Consider the following 968-nt stretch of genomic DNA (forward strand, 5'->3'; position numbering starts at 1 on the left):
CTATTTCGCCGATGGCGGCCTCGCCGGCGCCGGCACGCTGGCCGACCCGACGACTCTGGACGACGCCGTGACCAAGTCGGGTGCGAACGGCTTTGTCGTCGCGCTTGGCGGCAACGGCAATCTGACGACCGGCGGCGTGACGCTTGCCAATGGACAGACCGTCATCGGCGGCGGCGAAAGCGTCACCGCCAGGCTTTTCGGCGGCGGCACCAGCACCTTCAACCTGGGCGGCAGCGACGGCACGATCCAGGGCACCAACGTCGCCAACCCGGTCATCACGCTGGGCAACGGCAACACGCTCAACGGCATCACCATCACCGGCGGCGCCGACGGCATTTTCGGCAACAACATCACCGGCGCGACGCTGACCAATGTGACGGTCACCGGTGCGGGCGGCAACGGCGCCGACTTCACCGGCAGCTCGACCGGCATCACCGGCTCCAATTTCACCGCCACCGGCAACGGTCTCGACGGCCTGCACATCGACGGCGACGGCACCTACAATTTCACCGGCACGACGCTGCTGCAGGGTAATCTCGACGACGGTCTCGATATCAGCGGCAAGGGCACCTACACCTTCGCCACCGTCAATGCGCAGGACAATACTGACCGCGGCATCACCGTGCAGGGCACGTCGACCGGCGGGACGTTCACAACCACCGGCGGCACCGTATCGGGCAATGGCGGCACCGCCGTCTTCATCGATCCGATCACCGCTCATGTCGTGCTGGACTCGATCAGCCAGAGCGGCGGCACGTCGGGTGTCGTGCTCGAGAATGTCGCGGGCAGCTTCACCGTCAACGGTGCGACGACGATCTCCAACACGACCGGGCCGGCGATCGCCATTTCGGATTCGCCGGCGGCGATCCGCTTCGGCGACATCAACATCACCAATCCCGGCGCCGACGGCATCTCGTTTGCCGGCGTCAATGCGGCGGTGGTCGCCGGCAACATCGTCATCTCCGGAC

General features: G+C 66.3%; 1 protein-coding gene. It reads left to right on the forward strand.

Features of this window, described 5'->3' with window-relative positions; genetic code table 11:
- Positions 1 to 968, forward strand: a 968-nt coding sequence (locus tag EN750_RS36325; RefSeq protein ID WP_210212803.1) for a right-handed parallel beta-helix repeat-containing protein, incomplete at both ends; no start/stop codon positions are given.

This window comes from Mesorhizobium sp. M7A.F.Ca.ET.027.03.2.1 (assembly GCF_003999175.1).
Lineage (GTDB): Bacteria > Pseudomonadota > Alphaproteobacteria > Rhizobiales > Rhizobiaceae > Mesorhizobium.